The sequence below is a fragment of the Acidovorax sp. GW101-3H11 genome (assembly GCF_001633105.1).
Classification (GTDB): Bacteria; Pseudomonadota; Gammaproteobacteria; order Burkholderiales; family Burkholderiaceae_C; genus Acidovorax.
In genome coordinates this window covers 119,697-136,852 of record NZ_LUKZ01000001.1, presented here as the reverse complement: position 1 = coordinate 136,852, position 17,156 = coordinate 119,697, and the positions used below count along the sequence as shown (strand labels likewise).

The window sequence follows — 17,156 nt, the reverse complement described above, 5'->3', positions numbered from 1 at the left end:
GGCGCCCGCGCCCGGTTGAGGCCATGGCACGGCCAGTTTTCGGCGCGCCACCGCAATTTTTTCACCACCATCCTGAAGGAGACAAGCCTCATGAACCCGATCAAGACCTCTGCACGCCGCCGCTTTACCCTCGGCGCCATCGCCTCTGCCGCCGTGCTGGGCGCGGGGCTGATGTCCAGCAGCGCTGCGTTCGCCCAGGCCTATCCCAGCAAGCCCGTCACCATCGTCGTGCCCTTTGCCGCGGGCGGCACCACCGACATCCTGGCCCGCATCATCGGACAGGCGCTGACCACCGAGCTGGGCCAGTCGGTCATCGTGGACAACCGCGCGGGTGCGGGCGGCAACATCGGCGGCGCCATGGCGGCCAAGGCCCCGGCAGATGGCTACACCCTGTTCATGGGCACGGTGGGCACCCACGCCATCAACGCCAGCCTGTACAAGAAGATGCCCTTCGACCCCATCAAGGACTTCGCGCCGCTGACCCGCGTGGCCAATGTGCCCAACCTGCTGGTGGCCAACCCCGCCCAGCCCTACAAGACGGTGAAAGAGCTGATCGCCTATGCCAAGGCCAACCCCGGCAAGCTCAACTTCGGCTCGTCGGGCAACGGCAGCTCCATCCACCTGTCGGGCGAGCTGTTCAAGAGCCTCGCCAAGGTGGACATGGTGCACGTGCCCTACAAGGGCAGCGCCCCGGCCGTGACCGACCTGCTGGGCAACCAGATCGGCATCATGTTCGACAACATGCCCTCGGCCATCCAGCATGTGCGCAGCGGCAAGCTGGTGCCCATTGCCGTGACCACCGCCAAGCGTTCGCCCGAGCTGCCCAACGTGCCCACCATCGCCGAAGCTGGCGTGGCAGGTTATGAAGCCACCTCGTGGTTCGGCATGTTTGCGCCCACCGGCACGCCCGCGCCGGTGCTGGCCAAGCTCAACACGGCCTTGGTGAAGGTGCTGAACCAGGCCGAGGTGAAGAAGAAGATCAACGAGCAGGGCGCCGAGACGACCAGCGAAACGCCCGAGCAGTTTGCTGCCTTCATCCAGGCCGAGTCCGTCAAGTGGGGCAAGGTCGTCAAGGAGTCGGGTGCAAGTTTGGACTGACCCCCTGAGTCGCTGCGCGCCTTCCCCCTGAAAGGGGGACGCCCCCAGCGCGGGGGGCCCTGGCTTTGGCCGCGCCAGTTACAACGTGGCGCTATCAGCGTGGCCGTTCAGCGCCGCCCCAGGGTCCACCAGGTCAGCAGCCCCAACGCCAGCCCCCAGCAGGCCGAGCCCAGCCCCAGCAGGCTCACATTGGAGGCAGTGACCACAAAGGTGACCAGCGCGGCCTCGCGTTCGCTGGGTTCTGCCAAGGCGCCGATCAAGCCGTTCTGGATCGCGCCCAGCAGCGCCAGGCCAGCCACGGTGCTCACCAGAGCTGCGGGCAACTGCGCAAACGCGTAGGTGATGGCGCCTGCAAAGCTACCCAGCAGCAGATAGAACGCCCCGCAGGCCACGCCGGCCACCCAGCGCTTTTCGGGCAGCGGGTGGGCTTCTTCGCCGGTGCAGATGGCGGCCGTGATGGCCGCCAGGTTGATGCCGTGGGCCCCGAACGGTGCCAGCAGCAGGCTGGCCAGCCCCGTGCCTGCGATGAGCTGGTTGTTGTGGGCGGTGTAGCCCGAAGCGCGCAGCACGGCCACGCCAGGCACCTGCTGGCCGGTGAGGCACAGCAGCGCCAGCGGCACGGCGGTGCTCAGGAGGGCGGTCCACGAAAATTCTGGCGCGGTCCACACCGGCAACGCCAGCCCCCAGGCGGAGGTGGAGGTGTTGGCGGCCGGTACCGCTGCCTGCCCCCAGCCCAGCCCCTGCCACAGCGCCACACCCAGCAGCAAGGTGAGGGCAATCGCATAACGCGCCGAGCGCTGTTTGAACAGCAGGTAGCCCGCAAACATGGCCCCCACCAGCCAGGGCGCGCCCTCCACCGTGCTGCGGGCGGCACCAAACGCGTCCACGCCAAACCGCAGCAGAATGCCCGCCAGCATGGCAGCGCACAGGCTGCGGGGGATGTGCGCCATCAGCCGGTCAAAAACCCCCGTCCACCCGACCAGCAGCAAGGCCGCTGCCGCCAGCAGGTAGGCGCCCACCACCTGGCTGTAGGGTAGGGCCACCAGGGCGCTGGCCAGCAGCGCCGCGCCGGGCGTGTTCCAGGCGCAGACCACGGGCACGCGCTGGCGCCAGCTCATCCACACACCACACACCCCGGCGCCCATGGAGATGGCCCAGACCCAGGATGTGACCTGCGCCGCTGTCAGGTGCCCGGCCTGTGCGGCCTGCAGCACCAGCAGCAAGGGGCCCGCGTACGAGATCAGCACAGCCACCAGGCCCGCCACCACGGCGGGAAACAGGTCGTGGGCCGTGGCCATCCAGCGGGTGCGAGTCGTTTCATCGTGCCGCGCTGGCGGCGCGATGGCGGGTGCGGTGCTGGCAGCACGCGGGGCAGCGGGCGCAGTGGCCGACGCTGTGCGGGTGGGGTAGGGCTGGGGCGTTGTCATGCCGCCATGGTGCCCGCAGGCCACCCGCTGGGCGGGCACAGTCTGCCCGGGGTTTATGCTGTACAGATGGCCCCATCGACATCTGTACTGCAGCACAGTTACCTGCAGCTTGCGCAGCAAGTGCGCCGCGACATCACCCTGAAACGCTACGCACCGGGCGAGCGCCTGCCTTCGGTGCGCGCGCTGGCCGCCGCGCAGGGCGTGAGCGTGGCCACCGTGGTGCGCTGCTACCGCCACCTGGAGGCGCTGGGCGTGGTGCAGGCGAGGCACAAATCCGGCATGTATGTCGCAGAGCCCGCTCCGGTTCGCGCTGCGCCAGGTGCGAAGGACGGCGCAGACCCCTCCGGCGGGCCAGGCCTGCAGGCCCGCGCGCGGCCTGCGGTGCCGCCGCCCGTGGAGTTCGACCGACTGGTGTCGCTGGAGCACCGCATGACCCAGCTGTATGCGCTGACCACACAACAGCCTCTGCAGTGGGGGCTGCACCTGGCCAACGCAGCGCCCGCCTGGTACCCCACCGAAGCCCTGGCCCGCATCGCCCAGCGCCTGCTGCGCAGCCAGCCCGAGATGCTGGGCACCTACCCCACCGGCAGCGGCCTGCCCGCGCTGCGCACCGAGCTGGCGGGCTGGATGGCGACCTACGGGCTGGATCTGCAGCCTGACGAACTGCTGGTGACCAACGGCAGCACCGAGGCCCTGAACGTGGCGCTGCGCGCCGTCACCCGGCCGGGCGATGCGGTGGTGGTGGAGTCGCCCGTGTACTTTGGCCTGCTGCAGATGCTGGGCAACCTGGGCCTGCGCGCCATCGAGCTGCCCTGCACGCCGGGCGAAGGCATGAGCCTGGAGGCGCTGGAGTACGCGCTGGAGCACCAGAGCGGCGTGCGCGCCGTGGTTGCCATGCCCAACTTTCAGAACCCGCTCGGCCATGTGATGCCCGACCGCAACAAGCGCCGTTTGCTGCGCCTGGTAGAGCAGCACGACCTGGCGTTGATCGAGGACGACGTGTTTGGCGACCTCTCGCACACGCCGCACCGCCCCCAGCCCGTGAAAGCCTGGGACCGCCATGGCCGCGTGATTTACTGCGGCAGCAGCAGCAAGAGCCTGGCGCCCGCGTTCCGCCTGGGCTGGACATCGGGCGGGCGCTGGCATGCGCGCATGGAGTCGCTCAAGCTCAGCACCTCGCTCGCGGCGCCGTGGCTGGAGCAGGCGGTGATGGCCGAGTTCATGCGCTCTGGCGGTTTGCAGCCCCACCTGCGCCGCTTGCGCGAGCGACTGGCACAGACCACGCCGCGCGCGGCCGAGGCCGTGCGCAAGCACTTTCCGGCAGGCACGCGGGTGCACAGCCCCGCCGGGGGATGGTGGCTGTGGCTGCAGCTGCCCGAGCCCGTGGATTCACTGGCCTTGCTGCAACGCGCGGTGGCGCAGGGCATGGCCTTCACCCCCGGGGCACTGTTTTCCACCAGCGCCAAGTACGCCAGCTACCTGCGCCTGAACATTGCCCGCCCCTGGACGCGCGAACTGGAGCAGGCCGTGCGCCAGCTGGGGCAACTGGCGGCCGGTGTGCCATAGGCCCGGCGGGCAGATCCTTGGCCCGGTTGCTCCAGAAATTTGATTAAAAATGCAGCCTACAGCGCTACTGTTATGGGTTTATTGCTATAAAAATAGAAGCATTTAGGGATGCACGCGGTACACGCGCCCCGTCTGCGCCCCTTCCACACTGCGCTGGTAGGCCAGGGCCGCGCGCTCTGCGGGCACCGGTTCAAAGCCGGGGAAGAACGGACCATAGGTGCCCATGGATTCGGTCAGTACCGTGGGGCTGATGGCGTTGATGCGCAGGCCGCGCGGCAGTTCGATGGCGGCGGCGGCCACAAAACCTTCGATGGCCGCGTTCACCGCCGTGGCGCTGGCACCGTTGCGGATGGGCTCGGTGCCCAGGATGCCGCTGATCAGCGTGATGGAGCCGCCGTCGTTCAAGTAGCGCTGGCCGAGCAGTGCCAGCTGCACCTGGCCCAGCAGCTTGTCCTGCAGGCCGATGTGAAACTGCTCTGCGGTCATTTCGGCCAACGGGCCAAAGTGCACATTGCCCGCCGTGCTCACGATGGCATCGACCTTGCCCACGGCGGCGAACAGTGCTGCCAGCGAGGCGGGCTGGGCCAGGTCGGCCTGGTGCATGCCGCTGCTGCGGCCCACGGTGATCACGTCGTGGCGTGCGCCCAGGTTGGCCTGCACGGCCTGGCCGATGGTGCCGCTGGCGCCGATGAGAAGAATCTTGGACATGGTGTTTTCCTTGGGTGTCAAAAAGGGTTGATGAGGAACTGACAATCCGATTCTTTTGCGAATCAATCAGTGCATAAAGTACGTGCAAGTTATGCTTGTGCTAACTATTGATTAGGAATATCCAGGAGCCATGGACAAGCTGCGCAACATGGAAGTCATGGTGGCCGTGGTGGAGGCCGGCAGCTTTGCCGCCGCCGCGCGCCAGTTGCAGATATCCGCCGTGATGGTGGGCAAGCACATCCAGCAGCTGGAGGTCCACCTGGGCGCGCGCCTGTTTCAGCGCAGCACGCGGCAGAACAGCTTGACCGAGGTGGGCGCCGCGTTCTACGAAGACAGCAAACGCGTGCTGGAGCAGGTGCGCTGGGCCGAGTCCGCCGTGGAACGCAGCCGCGCCGTGCCGCAGGGCCTGCTGCGCGTGAGCGCACCCTTCACGCTGGGCAACCACGTCATCGCGCCACTGGTGGCCGACTTTCTGCAGCGCCACGACCAGGTGCGTGTGGACCTGCAACTGACCGACAGCGTGGTGGACCTGGCGGGCGAAGGATTTGACCTGGCCGTGCGGATTGGCCAGGTGGTGAACGAGGGCCTGGTGGCGCGCCCGCTGCGCCCCTACCGCATGGTGATTGCCGCAGCATCCGCCTACCTGCAGCGCCACGGTACGCCCGAGCGCGCGGCCGACCTGGCCCGCCACCAGTGCCTGAGCCACTCGGTGTGGCAGCGCCGCGTGGAATGGACGCTGCGCGACGGCAACGAGGAATTCTTCTGGCCCGAAAACGCGCGCTTTGTTTGCAACCAGGGTGATGGCCTGCGCCAGGCGGCGCTGCGCGGCCTGGGGCTCATCATGCAGCCCGAGGTGCTCTTGGCCGACGACCTGGCCAGCGGCGCGCTGGTGCCGGTGATGCAGTCCTGTCTGCCCGTGCCGCGCCCTGTGCAGCTGGTCTATGCGCCCGACCGGCGGCAGCTGCCCAAGCTGGCGCGGTTTGTGGAGTTTGTGGTGGAAAGGCTGGGGGTGGAAGGGCGCTGAAAAGTGTTGAAGCTGGCGGCAGCGGTGGGCTCAGCAGAACGCCTGGCGCTGCCGCCGGAGTGCATCGCGGTCGATGCTGGCCGCCAACTGCTCCATGTCAGCCACGCAGACGCCGTGCTGCAGGAAATGCCGAGGCCATTGCTCGACCGCCTGAGCAACCTCCTGAATCAGCGCGATAGCCCGAGCCCGCGTGATGCCGAATTCGCTCAGCTCGGTCAGCGCGTTGTCCAGCGTGGATTGCGCGCCGTGCCGGCCCACCACCATGGCCTGGTAGCCCATGTTTTGCAGCGTGGGCACCACGTCGAATGCTGGGGCCAGGTCGTAGTAGCCGTCAAAACCCAGGCGCAGGCAGTGGTTGCGCTCGTGGTCGTCGGTGTTGTCCATCAGGATGTTGAACACCATGCGCCGAAACAGCTCCTCGCGCAGTGCTTTTTGCCGGTCGGGGTGCGCCTGGCGCAGCAGCACGGTGGCCAGTGCGCCGTAGCTTTCTGCGAGGCCTGCGGCAGCCAGCGCCGTCTTGGCAGAGATGCAGTGCACGCGCAGGCTGAGGTGGTCGGTCTGAACGCGGTCAAACCGCTCAATCGTCAGCGCATGGCGCTGTGGTCCGCGGCTTAGCCGCGATGGAATTGGCAATACGCCCGTCGTGGCAACGCGGATGCCTGCCCGGGCCGCCAGCGTCATGGTGGCGTGTTCGATGAGAGGCGTATCCACGGTGTCATCCAGCTCGCTGAACTTGATGACGCAGGGCCCGCTGTCGGTTTGCAGCAGCGCCTTGGGCCGGGCCCCGCCCAACGTCACGCCCGGCTGCACCAGCCGCTGGATTTCGGGCGTGACAGGGGCTTGCTCCTGCACGTCTTCCACCGCCCGCACCATGGCCTCCAGATCGCGCAGCTGCGGATAGGGCCCGATGCGGCGCGGGATGTAGTGCTCGGCCGATGTGGAGATGCCCAGCGCGCCAAAGCGGTCGTCGCCAGCGAACAGCAGCATCTCCAGAATCGACAGGCGTGCAGGGCGGTCGATGTGGCGAATGATGCGCTCGCCCCAACGGTCTGGCCGCGCATCATCGATGGCGCCGGGCGCGCTGTCTTTGTGGCCTGCGCTGAACATCTGGCTTGCGATCAGGGGCAGGTCTTCGCTCAGCGCAAACTGCCACCAGTCTGCTGCGTAGCTGAAGGTGGCGCAGTTGGGCACCAACTGCGATAGGCCCACTACCCCGGTCAGAACGGGCTGGGCGGGGTTGACCAGGGTCCAGACATAGAGCGTGTCTTGCGGCACGTAGGAGCGTAGCGTGACCTGCTGCGCGTCGGGTTGTTGACTCATGGCCGCGCTTTCTTTTGACCCGCGATCAGTGCGGCCAGGCCTGCTGCCGTGCTGTTGGGCTGGCGCTCGGGGGCGCCGAGCCCTGCGACTTGCAGGGATTGCTTGATCTGTTTCTCGTGGTCCACCCCAGCTGCCTTCTCAATCGCCTTCTGAGTTGTCTTTTTTGTTGCGTCCGAAGAATCTGTTCCGATAAAGGAGCCCTCTACCTCTCTCGCAAGGTGTGCGGCCCCAGAGAGCGTAGGCACATGGGCGTTTGCAAAGGGTGACAAGGCAGCAGGCCTGGTGTTGCTGGCTGCCGTGTTTGCGCCTTTCTGCGCCGTAGCCCGTGCAGTGGGCCGGGGCCGGGCTCTCGCCACCTCCTGCTCCAGCGATGCGAGGTCGTTCTGCGGCGCAATCAGATCGGCCAGCCCCTGGGCCTGGTTGATGAGCCACATGCACATCACATACGACGCCATGGACACAGACGGGTCGCCGCGCTCGATGCGCGCCATGGTGGGCTGCGACACGCCAAGCCGCTGGGCCCACTGGGCCTGCGTTTCCTTGCGGCGCTTGCGTGCAATCACGATGTTCTGCGCGAGCAAGGCAATTTGCTGAAGAACTGCCTGGGGGTAGTCAGTGGGCTTGGTGTTTTGGGATGGCATTCATAGATGTTAGTTCAATTGATTATTTTTGAACATCTATGAATTAGTTTCGGTTCTCAGAAGAAGGGGAGCTGAATGGTATGAATTATTCATAGATATATGACAATTCGTCAAAAATACATATCTATGAATTTAGAAGAGCAGCCGGTGTGGCGATGCAACCAGGGGCATCAGCACAAGGACACATTGACGCGCGCTGCAATGCAGAGCCTGCGGGGCTCACTCCACCGCGTTGCTGGGCACCGCAGGCCCGATCTTGAACACCCCGCTCACCCGTGCACAGGGCACGCCATCGGCCGTGACCAGCCCTTGCGCAAACACCAGCGAGCGCGTGACACGCAGCGGCTCGGCTTCGCCCTGCACCCAGGCGCCCAGCGGGGCGGGGGCCAGGTAGTCGATCTGCAGGCTGATGGTGGGCAGAAAACGGTCGGCCACCTGGTTGCTTTTGCGGTGCACCGACAGCGGCAGCAGCATGTCGCAAAAGCTGGCCATCATGCCGCCGTGCAGGTTGTTCATGGGGTTCACATGGCGCCGCTCCACGCGAAAGCCGAACTGCACCACGCTGCCTTCGTGGCGCAGGTAGAGCGGGCCGTTGTGCTGGATGAAGGGGCCGCCGGACTGCAGCGGCGCAAAGCCTGGAGGGATTTCGACGTGACCACTCATGCGCGGGCCTCGTTCTCCACATCCTGCGCAAAGCTGGCGCCCTCCAGGCTGCTGTGGGTGGCACCGTCCTCGGGCAGCCAGCCGCAGTACACCGTGCGGAAGTCCGCCACGATCTGCGCCAGCGGCATGTCGTCAAACGCGCCGCGCTGGTGCACATATTCCATGTGGCGCGCGCCGGATTTGTCGAACGGGTGGTAGATCGAATCGTTTTCGCCATCGAACTCCAGCGGCAGCAGCCCAAAGCGCTCGCACAGCTCGATGTTGAACGCAGGCGTGGCCTTGCGCCAGGCGCCATCGAGCCAGATGTCGGTGTAGCCGTGCCAGATGAAGAGGTCGGTTTTCATCGTCTCGCGCATGCGCTCGGTGCTGAGGTGGTTGCGCACATCGGCAAAGCCCATGCGCGCCGGGATGCCCGCCGCACGGCACGCGGCCGTCAGCAGCGCCGCCTTGGGCACACACCAGCCGTAGCCGTTGGCGAGTACCGTGCTGGCGGTCATGCCCTGGGGCGAGAGGTCGATGCGGTAGGGGTCGTAGCGAAAGCCGTCGCGCACGGCCAGGTACAGGGCCACGGCGCGTTCGCGGTCGGTGGCGCCGCGCGCGTGTTGGGTGGCAAAGGCCTGGATGGAAGGTGCGTCGCTGTCGATGAGGGCCGTGGCACGCAGGTGGGCGGGCGTGGGGGCGGTGGTCATTGTGGTGTGTCTCCTGAAGTCGGACGGAGGCCAGTGTGCGGGCCCCGGGGCACCCGATGCTGTCACAGGCGCGCCAGCCCTGCGCGGCAGGGGCCCGATGCCCCTGTCACACCCGCCACGCAGGCAGCTCCCAGTTGCGCCACAGCGCCAGCCCGCGCAGCCCGGCCGTGAGCAGCACGCAGACCACCAGCGGTGCCCAGTCGGGCGCTTGCAGGTGGCGCAGGGCCACGTCGGCCCAGCCACCGGCAAAGGCACACAGGGCATACGGCCGGTGGTCGCTGAAGGCCTGGGGCACCTCGTTGCACAGCACGTCGCGCAGCACGCCGCCGAACACGCCGGTGGTCACGCCCATCATCACGCTGATGATGGGGGGCATGCCGATGGCGGTGGCAATGTCCACGCCCACGGCGGCAAACAGGCCCAGGCCGATGGCGTCGGGCAGCAGCATGGCGCGTTCGGTGGGCTTGAAGTGGCGCTGGCGCATGAACAGCATGGCGCCCACGCACAGGGCCAGGATGCCCCAGACAAAACCCGTGTGGCGCACCCAGAAGAAGGGCCGCTGGTCCAGCAGCAGGTCGCGCAGCGTGCCGCCGCCGAACGCCGCCACAAAAGCCACCACACACACGCCCACCACGTCGAGCCGCTTGCGCGCGGCGGCGATCACGCCCGACAGCGCAAAGGCCATGGTGGCAGCCACCTCCAGAAGAAAGCGCAAGGTGTGCACCCAGGGGGCGTCGAGCAACTGGTCCATGGGGGCGATTGTGCCGTGCAGCGGCGGCGCAGCCAGGCGAGTCGTTGTGCGTGCATTTGCTATAAAAAATATAGCTATAAAGGCATGATGGTCAGGCGCAAAAGCCTGTTTTTGCTCATATCTCAGGTTGGGTGCACCCGCAAAGATGCGCCCACCACCTCACCCCCGCACCAGCAGCCACCCCAGCGCCACCACACAACCCGTGCCCCCCAACGCCCCCAGGCGCCGCGCCCAGCGCAGCGCGGCCTGCGGCCACAGGTTCATGGCCAGCACGAGCAGCCAGCCCAGGGCCATCCAGGCGGCGATGACCAGGGCCACGCCTGCTGTGGGCCCGGCCGCTGCGATGGCGGCCACGGTCTGCAGCGCCAGTGCGCCCAGCGCAACGGCCCAGGCCTGGGCGCGGCCTGTGCTGCCGTCGCCCCAGGCGCGTGTGGGCACGGCCTGTGCCCAGCGGGTCAGGCCGATCAGCGAGGCCAGCGCGGCGGTGGTGCCAATGAGTTCAGCAGTCATGCTGCCCCCGAGGTGTGGTGCTTGGCAGGCGGTGCTGCCTGCCGCCGCAGCGCCCGCAGCAGGTGTTGCCGCTGCAGCAGGGGCGCACCAGCGGCTGCCGTGCACAGGGCCGCTGCGGCCGCCCACTGCCACAGGCCCGCCTTGGCCGCCAGGCCGCCATAGGCCAGCGCGGCCAGCAGCCACAGCGCGGCTGTGGTGCGGGGTGCCCAGTGGCGCAGGGTGGCGGCGGGCAGGGCTACCAACATCGCGAGCAGCAGGCCCAGCATGCCCGACGAGCGCGCGGGCTCGGTCGCGACGATGTGCGCCAGGCGGAACGACTCCACCGCCAGCACACCACTCAGCCAGAACGGCCCGTGGGCCAGCACCACACCACGGCCCCAGCCGCGCGGGTGCCAACGGCGGCGGGCCGTGGCGGGATGTGTTCTGGTGCCTGCAGTGGCCGCTGCATGGCGCGCTGCCTTGCGCCGGGGCGCTTGCACCCGCTGGGGGCCGATAAAGGCAGCGATGCCTGCGCAGGCCAGGCCCAAGGCAACCAGGCTGGCGAACATGGCGGGCGCCAGCACGCTGCCCAGCACCAGGCCCGTGATGCCCGCCAGGGCCAGCAGGCCGCCCGCGCCGCCCAGTGCCACGCGCCACAGTGCCAGCGTGCGCAGCGCCCCTGCGGCCAGGGCCGACAGCAGCAGCCACACGCCGATGAGGGCCCACACCGCCCACACGGGCCGCTGCGCCAGCGAGGGCAGGCCCGCAGGCCCCCACAGGTGCACAAACACCGCCACGATCAGCGCGGCGGGCGTGGTGGCGTGCAGGGCCAGAAAGAAACGTTGCATGGAGGGCGAAGCTGTGACGCGATGACGCTGTGAGAGAGATGCTGGGTGTGGGTGTCAGCCTGCTGCCGCGACGCTGCCCGCAGCGCCCAGCGCCGCCTCGGCCTCACGCCTGCGCTGCTGGCGCGCGTCCAGCCAGATCAGCGTGCCCGAGATGGACAGGAGCGCGGGCGTCATGCCCAGAAAGAAATACAGCCATTTCAGCGCCAGCCCGCCAAAGTCGCCAAAGTGCAGCGGCTCCATCAGGCTGTTGACCAGCGACCAGAAGCCCGCCGTGCGCGGGTCGTGCACCTTTTTCGCCACGCCGGTGGCGGCGTTGGTGTCCACCCGCGCGGTGCTGGCCAGGTGATCGCGCAGGTTGCCGGTAAAGCCGACCTCGGCCGTGCTGCTGCCCCAGCGGCGCAGCGACACATAACGCGCTTCCAGCCCCGGCACGGCCTGCTGCGCGGTGGCGTACAGAGCGTCCAGCGACTGCATGGGCACGGGCTCGCTGGCCTCTGCTTTGCGTGCGGGCTTGGTGGCTGTCAACGTGGCGGGGGTGGTGAGGTACTTGTAGCCCTGCTCAAACAGCGGCGCCAGCCCCATCCATGCGCCTGTGGCCGCGATCAGGATGTGAAAGCCAAGCCCCCAGATGCCTGCGGACTTGTGCAGGTCCGACATCACCACGCGAAAGCTGCGGCCCCAGCGCTGGGTGAACAGCTCGGCCAGGATCTTGCGGTGGATGACGATGCCCGTGGCAATCAGCACCAGCATGGCCGCGCCGAGGAACCCCACGATCCAGCGTGGCCCGAAGAACAAAAACACATGCAGCATGCGCAGGTACTGGCCGAGCTGGCTGTCCACCGGGCCCACCACGGTGCCCGTGTCGGAGCGCAGGGCGACCTTGGTGCGCGTGCTGGCCGGGGCCCCACGCTCGCGGATGAAGGCGAAGTAGCTCGGGTTCACCGCGTCGGGCAGCGCGATGGTTTCCACCGTGGCGCCTGGGTAGCGCGTTTGCAGCTGCACCATCACCGCATCCAGCGACGCCGGGTGCTCCGACCGGGGCAGCTGGGCCAGCGACGGATTGGCCCACAGGTCGATCTCGTTCTTGAACACCACCACCGCGCCCGAGAAGCACACGATGAACATCAGCAGCCCCGTGACGATGCCCGCCCAGGAGTGCAGGGTAAAGAGACGGTTGAGCGTGCGCTGGCTGGTCATGGCGTGCGGGCGGCAGAGTTGGCGCGCTGCGTCAGAAGAAGTACGTCACGCCCAGGCTGAAGTTGCGTGGCAGCGAGGGCGACACCACGTTGGCATTGATCGCGCCGTCGTAGTACGCCTTGTTGAACATGTTTTTCACGCCCGCCGTCACGCGGTAGTTCTCGCCCACGTAGCTGATGGACGCATCGGCCACAAAGTATGAAGGCAGGGTGAACGGGTAGGAACCGATCTGCTCGCTCACATACCGCCCGCCCACGCCCAGCGTCACGCGCTGGTACTGCGGCAGCTTGTACGTAGCCCAGGCCGTGAGCGTGTGGCGCGGCGTGAGGTTGAGCGGCAGGCCCACGATGGCGGCGTTGTTGTCGCGTGTGACCTTGGTCTGTGTGTAGGTGTAGGCGCTGGTCAGCTTCCAGCCGTTCTTCAGGTCCGCGCCCAGTTCCAGCTCCAGCCCGCGTGCGCGCTGCTGGCCGGTCTGCACGCTGAAGCCGGTGTTCACCGGGTCGGCGGTGGTCACGTTTTCGCGCACCAGGTCAAAAACGGCGAGGGCGCCGGTGATCTGGCCATTGGGCGACTCGTATTTCACGCCCGCTTCCCACTGCTTGCCGGTTTCGGGTACGAAGGGCGTACCGTTGAAGGCCAGGCCCGAGGTGGGCAGGAAGGACTCGCCGTAGCTGCCGTACGCCGCCCAGCCGGGTTTGAATTCATAGACCAGGCCTGCCGACAGCGTGGTGGCGCTGTCCTTCTGGCGCGTTTGTGTGTTGGCCACGCGGTTGTTGGTGTCGTTGGTGGACCAGTCGCGGCGCAGGCCCACCAGGGCTGTCCAGCCTTGGCCAAACTTGATCTGGTCTTGCGCATACAGCCCGGCCACAGTGAGCTTGGCGGGTGCATCGCTGGTCAGCGCCTCGGGGCAGGTGGCCTGCATGCCGTATACGGGCGCAAACAAATCCAGCGCGCCAATGCGGCAGGTGCGGCTGGCCAGCAGGCTGTGGCCGCTGCGCACGTCAAGGCCGGTGACGAGCTGGTGGCGCACGCCCAGCGCTTCAAAGCGCGACAGCAGCGAGGTGTCGGTGGCCAGCAGGTCGTAGTCCATGTACTGGCGCGAGGCCTGGCGGTTCTGCAGCCGCTGGTTGGCCTGCAGCGCCTGGTTGGAGACAAAGTTGCCCGTGCCCTTCTCGGTCTCGTAGCGCACGTTCTGGCGGAAAGTCATGGCGTCGGACACCTTGTGCTCCAGCGCATAGCCCACCGTGGTGCTCTCCACGTCGTACACGCCGAAGCTCGGGTCGCCCGTGAACATGGTGCGTGACAGGGTGCCGTTGCGGTTGGGCAGCAGCGTGCCGTACGGGGTGATGCCCTGCTGGCGCATCCACTCGCTCTTGCTGTAGGTGGCAAACAGCACCAGGTCGGTCTGCGCGCCCAGGTCGATGGACAGCGACGGCGCAAACCACCGGTCCTTGCGGTAGACGAACTGCGTTGGGTCGTCCGCATCCGACACCTGCGCATTGATGCGCAGCGCCGTCTTGCCTGACTCGGACAGCGGCCGGTTCACATCGGCCTGCAGCGTGCGCTGGCCAAAGCTGCCCACCTCCACGCCCACTTCGTTGATCGCTTCCTTCTTGGGCCGCTTGCTCACCGCGTTGACGATGCCGCCCGGCTGCACCTGGCCATACAGCACCGACGCCGAGCCCTTGAGCACCTCAAAGCGCTCGTAGCCGTAGGGCTGCAGCTTGGCCCACATTCCCGGGCTCTGCACCAGGCCATCGACCAGGATCGATTCGGTGGAGCGAAAGCCCCGGATGTTCAGGTCGTCAAACCCCCGGCGGCCAAAGTTGACCGGGCTCACGCCCGCCACGGTCTGCAGCGCCTGCTGCACATTGGTGATCTGCCGCGACTCCATCTGCTCGCGCGTGACCACGCTGACGGACTGCGGGGTTTCCAGCCGCCGCATGGGCGCCTTGCTGGCCGTCTGCGCCTCCACGGGCGCAAAGCCCATGTCTTTTTCGGTGCTGGCGTTGATGCGGACTTCCTGCAGCTGGGGGGCTGTCACTGCCGGGTCCGCAGTAGGTGCGCTGGCCTGCTGCGCCAGGGCGGCCTGGGCGAGGCACAGGGCCAGCGGGGTCAGGGTGAAGAAGCGGGCCGCGCGGATGGATGGCAAGCGCGCGGCGTGCGCGGAGCGCAGGGGCTGAGAAGGCATGGGGGTCCCGATGAAGGTGAGCGGACAACAAACGCTGGGGGCGCTGGCTCACGTTGCAGGGGGACGTTGGCTGGCGGGATGTTGTGAATTGTAATGCGAATAATTCTTGTTTGTTTATTGGGAAATTGGGCCTGATCTCGTTTGACCCTATGGGTTTCTGGCTGCGTTCACTGCAGGTTTGTCACCCGCTAAGCCGGAAACGGCATCCTTTTTCAGCGTAGCCAAAAGTGCACTCATGTCGTCGATGCCGAGCATGGATTTCAATGAATTCAGGACAACTGCATGCCCTGCCTCCCCCGCCAGTTGTTCTCCTAGCCACTCACTTTCTCCCATAGCTTTGGCGAACTCCCGATACATACGATCAATGTGCTGCTGACGCAACTCAGGATTGCCGCCGCCTGGGGCTCTGTCTGCAACATGGGCGCTGTTCCCGATATCTCGTAATGCTTTTTCGAATGGATCGAGCTTGGTTTCCAGGTCTGCGGGAACCCACACGGCGTATCGTCGGCGGATAGCAAATAGCGCAGTTGCACAGTTTCCGGCGCTCTTTGCTGGCCCGTCTGCGTACAGAACCGCAACGCACTTATCAAGCTCAGAAGCGTAAGCCTCGCAGAACTCAACTTGCTTGTTCCAAATGGTTTGAGCCATGTGGGACTGTGCGCCGAACACAAATTTCTGTTTGTACTGCTCCAGTTGCTTTGCTCTATCTGCTGCTGCGTCATCGCGGACTAGCTGGAATAGCGCCCCGACCAAGCCGCCGACGATGGGCAGTTGAGCCCAAGCCGGAGCGTCTGCTCCGAGGCGCTCAAAGATAAAAAAGGCCAAAAAACCTAAGAGTGAAATTGCGAAGTAGAGGCCTACTTTGGCGCTGAATTTTTGTGTTTTCAAGTGCTTCTCCTAAAGTAGCCCAATGGAAGGCAAGATTTCGATTTCGCAGCAGCAATGCATCGTGCTCAGTGGCGGGTGGCGTTTTYGAAATTCGGCTCAGGCATTCTTATCCGTCGCGCCATCCCGATAACGTCGCTCCCATTCCCCAAACTCCAACGGCCGAATCCCAAACCGCACTGCGTTCCCGGCATGCAGCGCGCCAAACTCGGACAGCGCCAATTGCACAAAATGCTCCTGGTCAGCAGGGAGTACAGACGCAGGCATCCTGTCTTTCACCGCCTCCTCCGTAGCGGCCTCTCCCTGCCGAACGATGGCCCCAATCACCTCCGCCAGCGCCTGCCGATGCCGCAGCCGAAAAATATCCGGCGGCACCAGGTTCTGCTTCACTGCCACGTACTGCTGGCAAGACCGCTCATATGCCCACACAAACACATCGCGCAGCAGGTCCACGCGGTTGAGTTCGTACACGCCCAGCATGCCGTCCACGTACGCTTGCTGCGGCACGTCGATGAACGACAGCGGGCACAGGTTGTGGCGGATGAAGGGGATGTTGGCGGCCAGGCGCGAGACGCGCTTGTTCACGTCCTCGAATGGCTGCAGGTAGGGCAGGTGCACCATCAAAAAGAAGGCTTGCTCGAACGGGTCGGTGATCTCGGCGGCCATCTGCGTGACGATGCCGAACAGTTCTTCGAGCCGCTGGGGCAGGGCGATGGGCAGGTAGACGCTGCCGCCAATCTCCACCGCGCGGCGGCGGATGCGGCCCACGGCGGCGGGGTCGGCCATCAGGCCGTCAGACAGGAATGCATGCAGCGCTATCAACGTGTCAGTACGAACCTGTGCGTTTTCAGGCTGGAGCACTAGGTATTCGATGGCCTGTTTGTGGTTCAGGATCATCTGGGTTTCCAGCGCATTTTTGCCTTCGGCGGCTTGGCCGAACTCGATCAGGCGTTCGGTGTCGAGGCGGCTGTAGGTGTTGCCTTCGAGGTGGGACGAGGCCCAGGACAGGTCGATGAGCAGGCGGTTGAGGATGTCTTTGGCGAAGGTGCCTGCGGGGGTTTGGTCGGCGGGGGATCGCCCCAGCCCATGCAGTTGCTCGCGCAGGTCGTGTGGCAGGTAGGCCGTGTGGTTGGGCTCGTAGCTCGACAAAAAGTCCAGTTGGTAGCCCACCGGCTTGCGCAGGTGGCGGGGCAGGGAGACGGCGGCGCGGATGTCTGCGCCTTCTGCCGAGGTGGGGACGTAGTCTGCGGTGCTGATGGCCACCGCCGCTGATGCCGCAGCGGTGGATGTCTGCGCAGATGCGCTGGGCTGCGGGATGCGGTGGTAGCGGGTGGCCCGGCCCACACCGCGCACTCCTATGCGTTGTTGCTCCACCAGCAAGGCCAGACGGCGCTGCAGCGTGCGGCGGGGGGCGTTGTCGCCTGGCTGCTCAAGGAGGGTGTCAATGCTCACCTCGGTCGGTGAGGCGTTGATCCATTCGGCGAGCTTGTCCAGCTCTTGAGACGGCGTGAGGCGTGGCATGAACGAGGCTCCAGGTGGCGCGAATCGGAATCGCGCCAAATAAAGTGGCGCGAAAATATTTTACGCGCCAAATAAAATGGCGCGAAAAAGGTTTGCGCGCCATTTTCTGAAGCCGTTCCCCCACGGTTTGAGGACTAT

At 66.2% G+C, this 17,156-nt stretch carries 16 protein-coding genes; 3 read left to right on the top strand and 13 right to left on the bottom strand.

The window, feature by feature from the left end:
• The first annotated feature begins 90 nt into the window (after positions 1–90).
• Positions 91–1,098 carry a tripartite tricarboxylate transporter substrate binding protein gene (locus A1D30_RS00625; protein WP_063459153.1) on the top strand — a complete coding sequence of 336 codons (1,008 nt, stop codon included), beginning with the start codon at positions 91–93 and terminating at the stop codon, positions 1,096–1,098.
• Positions 1,099–1,205: 107 nt separating this feature from the next.
• On the opposite strand, the gene A1D30_RS00620 is transcribed toward A1D30_RS00625, so the two are convergent.
• Positions 1,206–2,525, bottom strand: coding sequence for a benzoate/H(+) symporter BenE family transporter (locus A1D30_RS00620; RefSeq protein WP_082836266.1), 1,320 nt, complete (start codon positions 2,523–2,525; stop codon positions 1,206–1,208).
• Between the two features lie 66 nt (positions 2,526–2,591).
• Here A1D30_RS00620 and A1D30_RS00615 point away from each other — a divergent pair, with 66 nt between their 5' ends.
• Positions 2,592–4,091: a PLP-dependent aminotransferase family protein gene (locus tag A1D30_RS00615; RefSeq protein WP_063458891.1), complete on the top strand. Its 1,500-nt coding sequence runs from the start codon at positions 2,592–2,594 to the stop codon at positions 4,089–4,091.
• A gap of 102 nt (positions 4,092–4,193) precedes the next feature.
• On the opposite strand, the gene A1D30_RS00610 is transcribed toward A1D30_RS00615, so the two are convergent.
• The gene (locus A1D30_RS00610; RefSeq protein WP_063459151.1) at positions 4,194–4,799 is read right to left on the bottom strand and encodes a short chain dehydrogenase; all 606 of its coding nucleotides are present in this window, start codon (positions 4,797–4,799) and stop codon (positions 4,194–4,196) included.
• 130 nt (positions 4,800–4,929) lie between these two features.
• Between A1D30_RS00610 and A1D30_RS00605 the strand changes: the two genes are divergently transcribed.
• A complete protein-coding gene (locus A1D30_RS00605; protein WP_063458890.1) occupies positions 4,930–5,823 on the top strand; it encodes a LysR family transcriptional regulator in 894 nt (297 codons plus the stop codon).
• A gap of 30 nt (positions 5,824–5,853) precedes the next feature.
• On the opposite strand, the gene A1D30_RS00600 is transcribed toward A1D30_RS00605, so the two are convergent.
• From A1D30_RS00600 to A1D30_RS00550, 11 genes are all read right to left on the bottom strand, one after another.
• Complete coding sequence (locus A1D30_RS00600) at positions 5,854–7,143, bottom strand: HipA domain-containing protein (protein WP_063458889.1); 1,290 nt, start codon at positions 7,141–7,143, stop codon at positions 5,854–5,856.
• Positions 7,140–7,784, bottom strand: a complete 645-nt coding sequence (locus A1D30_RS26285) for a helix-turn-helix transcriptional regulator (protein WP_242421745.1) — start codon at positions 7,782–7,784, stop codon at positions 7,140–7,142. Before A1D30_RS26285 ends, A1D30_RS00600 begins: the two co-directional genes overlap by 4 nt.
• Before the next feature lie 219 nt (positions 7,785–8,003).
• Entirely contained in the window at positions 8,004–8,447 is a 444-nt protein-coding gene (locus A1D30_RS00590) for a PaaI family thioesterase (RefSeq protein WP_063458888.1), read from the bottom strand.
• Positions 8,444–9,136, bottom strand: a complete 693-nt coding sequence (locus A1D30_RS00585) for a transglutaminase family protein (protein WP_063458887.1) — start codon at positions 9,134–9,136, stop codon at positions 8,444–8,446. Before A1D30_RS00585 ends, A1D30_RS00590 begins: the two co-directional genes overlap by 4 nt.
• A gap of 106 nt (positions 9,137–9,242) precedes the next feature.
• Complete coding sequence (locus A1D30_RS00580) at positions 9,243–9,887, bottom strand: trimeric intracellular cation channel family protein (protein WP_063458886.1); 645 nt, start codon at positions 9,885–9,887, stop codon at positions 9,243–9,245.
• A 159-nt stretch (positions 9,888–10,046) separates the two neighbouring features.
• Positions 10,047–10,397, bottom strand: coding sequence for a hypothetical protein (locus A1D30_RS00575; protein ID WP_063458885.1), 351 nt, complete (start codon positions 10,395–10,397; stop codon positions 10,047–10,049).
• Entirely contained in the window at positions 10,394–11,224 is an 831-nt protein-coding gene (locus A1D30_RS00570) for a hypothetical protein (protein ID WP_063458884.1), read from the bottom strand. The genes A1D30_RS00575 and A1D30_RS00570 overlap by 4 nt, the downstream gene beginning before the upstream one ends.
• Before the next feature lie 54 nt (positions 11,225–11,278).
• The gene (locus A1D30_RS00565; protein WP_063458883.1) at positions 11,279–12,421 is read right to left on the bottom strand and encodes a PepSY-associated TM helix domain-containing protein; all 1,143 of its coding nucleotides are present in this window, start codon (positions 12,419–12,421) and stop codon (positions 11,279–11,281) included.
• A 31-nt stretch (positions 12,422–12,452) separates the two neighbouring features.
• Positions 12,453–14,612 (bottom strand): TonB-dependent siderophore receptor, encoded by a 2,160-nt coding sequence (locus A1D30_RS00560; protein WP_063458882.1) that lies wholly within the window; start codon positions 14,610–14,612, stop codon positions 12,453–12,455.
• Positions 14,613–14,759: 147 nt separating this feature from the next.
• The gene (locus A1D30_RS00555; RefSeq protein WP_131798395.1) at positions 14,760–15,500 is read right to left on the bottom strand and encodes a hypothetical protein; all 741 of its coding nucleotides are present in this window, start codon (positions 15,498–15,500) and stop codon (positions 14,760–14,762) included.
• 96 nt (positions 15,501–15,596) lie between these two features.
• On the bottom strand, positions 15,597–17,018 hold the full coding sequence (locus A1D30_RS00550; RefSeq protein ID WP_063458880.1) for a Fic family protein: 1,422 nt from the start codon (positions 17,016–17,018) through the stop codon (positions 15,597–15,599).
• Positions 17,019–17,156: the final 138 nt, after the last annotated feature.

Coding starts and splice junctions, on each gene's coding strand:
- A1D30_RS00625 (WP_063459153.1), top strand. CDS start 91: ATGAACCCGATCAAGACCTCTGCACGCCGCCGCTTTACCCTCGGCGCC.
- A1D30_RS00620 (WP_082836266.1), bottom strand. CDS start 2,525: ATGACAACGCCCCAGCCCTACCCCACCCGCACAGCGTCGGCCACTGCG.
- A1D30_RS00615 (WP_063458891.1), top strand. CDS start 2,592: ATGGCCCCATCGACATCTGTACTGCAGCACAGTTACCTGCAGCTTGCG.
- A1D30_RS00610 (WP_063459151.1), bottom strand. CDS start 4,799: ATGTCCAAGATTCTTCTCATCGGCGCCAGCGGCACCATCGGCCAGGCC.
- A1D30_RS00605 (WP_063458890.1), top strand. CDS start 4,930: ATGGACAAGCTGCGCAACATGGAAGTCATGGTGGCCGTGGTGGAGGCC.
- A1D30_RS00600 (WP_063458889.1), bottom strand. CDS start 7,143: ATGAGTCAACAACCCGACGCGCAGCAGGTCACGCTACGCTCCTACGTG.
- A1D30_RS26285 (WP_242421745.1), bottom strand. CDS start 7,784: ATGCCATCCCAAAACACCAAGCCCACTGACTACCCCCAGGCAGTTCTT.
- A1D30_RS00590 (WP_063458888.1), bottom strand. CDS start 8,447: ATGAGTGGTCACGTCGAAATCCCTCCAGGCTTTGCGCCGCTGCAGTCC.
- A1D30_RS00585 (WP_063458887.1), bottom strand. CDS start 9,136: ATGACCACCGCCCCCACGCCCGCCCACCTGCGTGCCACGGCCCTCATC.
- A1D30_RS00580 (WP_063458886.1), bottom strand. CDS start 9,887: ATGGACCAGTTGCTCGACGCCCCCTGGGTGCACACCTTGCGCTTTCTT.
- A1D30_RS00575 (WP_063458885.1), bottom strand. CDS start 10,397: ATGACTGCTGAACTCATTGGCACCACCGCCGCGCTGGCCTCGCTGATC.
- A1D30_RS00570 (WP_063458884.1), bottom strand. CDS start 11,224: ATGCAACGTTTCTTTCTGGCCCTGCACGCCACCACGCCCGCCGCGCTG.
- A1D30_RS00565 (WP_063458883.1), bottom strand. CDS start 12,421: ATGACCAGCCAGCGCACGCTCAACCGTCTCTTTACCCTGCACTCCTGG.
- A1D30_RS00560 (WP_063458882.1), bottom strand. CDS start 14,612: ATGCCTTCTCAGCCCCTGCGCTCCGCGCACGCCGCGCGCTTGCCATCC.
- A1D30_RS00550 (WP_063458880.1), bottom strand. CDS start 17,018: ATGCCACGCCTCACGCCGTCTCAAGAGCTGGACAAGCTCGCCGAATGG.